The sequence below is a fragment of the Polaromonas sp. P1_G2 genome, from assembly GCF_056405515.1.
In genome coordinates this window covers 1-4,554 of the sequence record NZ_JBFUBY010000306.1, presented here as the reverse complement: position 1 = coordinate 4,554, position 4,554 = coordinate 1, and the positions used below count along the sequence as shown (strand labels likewise).

At 64.5% G+C, this 4,554-nt stretch carries 7 protein-coding genes and 1 pseudogene; all 8 read right to left on the bottom strand.

Translation table 11 applies throughout. The features are described 5' to 3' along the window. Nucleotides 1-543: pseudogene (locus AC1D0P_RS22175) on the bottom strand (cell envelope integrity protein TolA); the annotation flags it as partial. Nucleotides 544-559: 16 nt separating this feature from the next. Beyond that, entirely contained in the window at nucleotides 560-1,000 is a 441-nt protein-coding gene (locus AC1D0P_RS22170; RefSeq protein ID WP_477678722.1) for a biopolymer transporter ExbD, read from the bottom strand. Nucleotides 1,001-1,017: 17 nt separating this feature from the next. Further along, entirely contained in the window at nucleotides 1,018-1,710 is a 693-nt protein-coding gene (gene tolQ / locus AC1D0P_RS22165) for a protein TolQ (protein WP_477678721.1), read from the bottom strand. Beyond that, nucleotides 1,707-2,156, bottom strand: coding sequence for a tol-pal system-associated acyl-CoA thioesterase (gene ybgC / locus AC1D0P_RS22160; protein WP_477678720.1), 450 nt, complete (start codon nucleotides 2,154-2,156; stop codon nucleotides 1,707-1,709). Before ybgC ends, tolQ begins: the two co-directional genes overlap by 4 nt. Next, a complete protein-coding gene (locus AC1D0P_RS22155) occupies nucleotides 2,153-3,349 on the bottom strand; it encodes a pyridoxal phosphate-dependent aminotransferase (protein WP_477678719.1) in 1,197 nt (398 codons plus the stop codon). The genes ybgC and AC1D0P_RS22155 overlap by 4 nt, the downstream gene beginning before the upstream one ends. Before the next feature lie 11 nt (nucleotides 3,350-3,360). Beyond that, entirely contained in the window at nucleotides 3,361-3,888 is a 528-nt protein-coding gene (nusB, locus tag AC1D0P_RS22150) for a transcription antitermination factor NusB (RefSeq protein ID WP_477678718.1), read from the bottom strand. Nucleotides 3,889-3,926: 38 nt separating this feature from the next. Next, entirely contained in the window at nucleotides 3,927-4,391 is a 465-nt protein-coding gene (gene ribH, locus AC1D0P_RS22145; protein WP_477678717.1) for a 6,7-dimethyl-8-ribityllumazine synthase, read from the bottom strand. Nucleotides 4,392-4,442: 51 nt separating this feature from the next. Continuing rightward, nucleotides 4,443-4,554 (bottom strand): hypothetical protein (locus tag AC1D0P_RS22140; RefSeq protein WP_477678723.1); only part of this gene is annotated, 112 nt, incomplete at its 5' end.

Below are 4,554 nucleotides of genomic sequence, written 5' to 3'. Positions count from 1 at the left end.
CTCCGCGGCGGCCTGGGCGGCTTTCTGTTGCGCGGCGTCCTTGTTGTCCTTCTGGGCTTCCAGCTTTTTGGCGTCTTCCGCCGCCTTGCGTTTGGCCAGGTCTTCCTTGGCTTTCTTCTCGGCGGCTTTTTGTTTTTCCGCGTCTTTGTCTTTTTTGGCTTGCAGTTCAGCCTTCTGCTTTTCTTTCAGGGCTTCCGCTTCCTTCTGTTCCTGCACCAGCTTGCGCTTCTTCTCCTGCTCCAGCGCGATGTCCACCTTGGGGGCGGGCGGCGGCGTGGGCGTCCTGACTTCCGGGGTGGGTGACGGCGGGGGAGGCGGTGGCGGTGTCGGCACTTCAACTGGTTTGGGCGCGGCCTGCTGCGCCGGCATATTGGTCCACAGCTCGGCCTGGAAAGCGACGTCCGGGGTACTGCGCTTCCAGTTGACGCCCCAGGTCAGGGCGGCGATCAGCAGGACGTGCACCAGCAACGCCAGCGCGAACGCGTGGCCCGACCCCTCGTCCCGGGGCGGAAGAAAGTCGAGGCGGTCTGCGGCGCTGGGCATGGGGCTGGGCGGGCGGCTACTTGTTGCCGGTCTGCACCGACAGGCCCACGCGCGACACRCCGGCTTTTTGCAGGTTGTCCATGACCTGGACCACGGTTTCGTACTTGATGGATTTGTCGGCGCTGATGACCACGGGCACGGCCTGCGCGCCCTCGGCCTTCACGGCCGGCTCCAGCTTCGCGATGTCGGCCGCGACATTGCGCACATTGCTGGGCACGCTGTCGGTCTTGATCTTGATCTGCACGGTTTCGTCCTTGCTGATCAGGATTTGCACTGGGTTCTGCGGCTGGCTGGGTGCCCTGCCGACCTTGGGCAGCGCGATCATGCTGGGCGTGATCAGCGGCGCCGTCACCATGAAGATGATGAGCAGCACCAGCATGACGTCGATGAAGGGCACCATGTTGATCTCGCTGATGGTGCGCCGGTTGCGGCCGCGGCGGGAATTGACTGCTGGCATGGCGGTCTCCTTACCAGTCAATGACCTGAGGGTGATTGGGCGCCGAGGTTGCGCTGCAGGATGTTGGAGAACTCTTCGATGAAGGTTTCCAGCCGGTTGGCGACGCGGTCTATGTCGTGCGAGAAGCGGTTATAGGCGACGACGGCCGGGATGGCCGCGAACAGGCCGATGGCGGTGGCGACCAGCGCCTCGGCGATGCCGGGCGCCACCGTGGMCAGCGTGACCTGCTCCAGGGCCGCCAGGCCGGTGAAGGCGTGCATGATGCCCCAGACGGTGCCGAACAGGCCGACGTAAGGCGAGACCGAACCGACGGTGGCCAGGAAGGACAGGTTGGCCTCGATGGCGTCGAGCTCACGCTGGTAACTGGCGCGCATGGCGCGGCGCGCGCCGTCCAGCAGGGTGCCGGGGTCGGTGATGTGGCGTTCGCGGAGCTTCTGGTATTCACGCATGCCGCTGGCGAAAATCCGTTCCATGGGGCCTGAGTGCTTGGCGTTTTGCGCGGCGCCGGAAAACAGGTCGTTCAGGCTGGTGCCCGACCAGAACTCGCGGTCGAACTCGTCGTTGAGCGTCTGCACTTTGTTGAGCGCGATGACCTTGCGGAAGATCGCGGCCCAACTGGCGATGGACACGCCGACCAGCAGCGCCACGACGGCCTGAACGACCCAGCTGGCATTGAGGATGAGGCTGACGATGGACAAGTCTTGGTTCATGTTGTGGCCGTATCGTGTTTTAAGCTGTCAAGAATGGAAGCCGGAATGCGCCGTGGCTGCAGGCTGGCGGCGTCAACCCACCCAATGCGTATGCTGCCTTCGCAAAGTAAAGGCGCCGGTTGTGCCGGCGTCTGCTCTGTTTTTAATAGCACCTGCTGGCTGATTATCATGGACGCGCGGCCGGCTTCGACCAGGCTTGCCGTAACAATCAGTTCATCGTCCAGGCGGGCGGAACGATGGTAACGGACGCTGGTTTCCGCCACCACGAAAATGCCGCCGGTATTTTCCCGCAGGCGCTGCTGTTCAATACCCAAAGATCTGAGCCATTCGGTGCGCGAACGTTCAAAAAATTTCAGGTAGTTCGCGTAAAAAACAATGCCGCCCGCATCGGTGTCTTCCCAATAGACCCTGAGGGGCCAACTGAAAACCCGCGCGGCCGGCTTCATGCCAGCACCGCCTTGAGCCGGGCCACGGCCTCGTGCAATTGCGCCATGGAATTGGCGGTGGAAAAGCGCACGAACTGCTCGGGCGCGGCATGGCCGAAATCGCGGCCCGGCGTGACGGCCAGATGGGCGCGCTTCATGAGTTCGAAAGCGAAGTCCCAGCTGCCGCTGACGCCCAGACGCGCGGCGGCCTGGGTGCAGTCGGCATAGGCATAGAAGGCGCCGTCGGGCATCACCGGCACCGTGAGGCCCAGGCGATTCAGTTCGGGGATGAAGTAGTCGCGGCGCGCCTTGAATTCGGCGCGTCGGCGCTCGTACTCTTGCAGGCTCTCGGCTTCGAAGCAGGCCAGCGCCGCATGCTGGGCCACGGTGCTGGGGCAGATGAACAGGTTTTGCGCGATGCGTTCGATCACGGGCGCCAGCGCCTCGGGCACCACCAGCCAGCCCAGGCGCCAGCCGGTCATGTTGAAGTATTTGCTGAAGCTGTTGATGCTGATCACGCTTTGGCCCAGTTCGCCGGGCATGGCCAGGGCGGAGTGGCCGAAGTGCTCTTCGTAGCTCAGGCCCAGGTAGATCTCGTCGATCAGCGTGATGCCGCCGCGGCCGTGCACGAATTCGTGGATGCGCTGCAGTTCTTCGGGCGCGATCGAGGTGCCGGTCGGGTTGGAAGGCGAGGCCAGCAGCACGCCGCGCGTCTGCGGCTGCCAGGCCGCTTCGACCTTCTCGCGGGTCAGCTGGAAGCGTTCGGCCGCGGTGGTCGGCACCAGCACCGCATTGCCTTCGGCGGCGCTGACGAAATGCCGGTTGCAGGGGTAGCTGGGGTCGGGCATCAGGATTTCATCGCCGGCCTCGATGAGCGCCAGGCAGGCCAGCTGCAGCGCGGCCGAGGCGCCCGCCGTGATGATGATGCGGCCGGGCGCAACGTCGGCGCCGAAGCGCGAGGCGTACCAGGCGCTGATGCGTTCGCGTAGCGCCGGCAGGCCGGTGGCCTGGGTGTACTGTGTGTTGCCCTGCCAGATCGCGCGGGCCGCGGCCTCCTGCACCAAGGGCGGCGCGGTGAAGTCCGGCTCGCCGATGTTCAGGAAGATCATGGGCCGGTCGCTGTGGGCGAACTCCTGCGCCAGCGCCGAGGCTGCCTTGGCAACCTCCATGACATAAAACGGCTCGATGCGTTGAGCCCGCCGGGCGATTCTCACGTCGGGCGCTTTCACCGGGGGGATTGTTTGGCTTTGTCGGCGGCGACTTCCGCGGCGCGAAGGGAGGGCGCCATCTTGTTGAGCACGCCGTTGACGTATTTGTGGCCGTCGGTGCCGCCGAAGGCCTTGGCCAGTTCGATGCACTCATTGATGACGACGCGCCAGGGCACATCGAGGCAGTGGGTGAACTCGTAGGCGCCTATCCAGAGCACCGCATGCTCGATCGGCGAGATCTCGGCCATGGGCCGGTCCAGCAGCGGGGTGATGCCGGYGTCCAGCGATTTCGCGTCCGCGATGCAGCCGTGCAGCAGGGCGTCGTAGTGGGCCGAATCGGCTTTGTGAAAGCCCACCAGGTCGCGGGTGAAGGCATCGATGGAGTCGGCCTCGTTGCGGCCGACCAGGTGCTGATAAAGGGCCTGCAGGGCGAATTCGCGCGCGCGGGTGCGCGCCGATTTGTCGGCGGCTTTTTTGACGCCGGTGTCGGTCAGGCCGGTACGGGTCTGCGGCGGGCGTTTGGGTTTGATGATGGGATCAGCCATGAAAAATGCCAGTCAGGGTTAAAGGTGGGAGCAGGCGCTCAGGCAATTTCATTGATCAGGTTGGCCATTTCGACGGCGACGCGGGCGGCATCGCGGCCTTTTTCGACCTGCCGGGCCTGGGCCTGGGCGAGGTTCTCGGTCGTCAGGATGGCGTTGGCGATGGGCAGCTGGTAGTCCAGCGCCAGGCGCGTGACGGCGGAGCCGCTTTCGTTGGCCACCAGCTCGAAGTGGTAGGTTTCGCCGCGGATGATGCAGCCCAGCGCGATCAGCGCGTCGTACTTGTCGCTTTCGGCCAGCGCCTGCAAGGCGCAGGGCACCTCGAGCGCGCCGGGCACCAGGACGTGCCGGATGTTGTCTTCGAGCACGCCCAGGGCGGCGAGCTCGTGCTTGCAGGCCTCGGCCAGGGCGTTGGTGATGCTTTCATTGAAGCGCGCCTGCACGATGCCGATGGAAAGTTTTCTGCCGTCCAGCTTGTCGGCCGTCCCTTTTTCTGCTCCAAACACGGTGATTCCCTTTTGATTGATTTATGAATTTCAGGCGAGGTGACGCAAACGTCAGTCCCGGGTGATGTAGCCGACGATCTCCAGGCCGTAGCCCGTCATGCTGGGCATGCGGCGCGGGTTGCCCATGAGGTTCATGCGGTGCACGCCGCATTCGCGCAGGATC

What these genes read in the sequence shown, in the direction of transcription:
- ybgC (WP_477678720.1), bottom strand. Translation starts at nt 2,156, where the DNA reads ATGAAGCCGGCCGCGCGGGTTTTCAGTTGGCCCCTCAGGGTCTATTGG.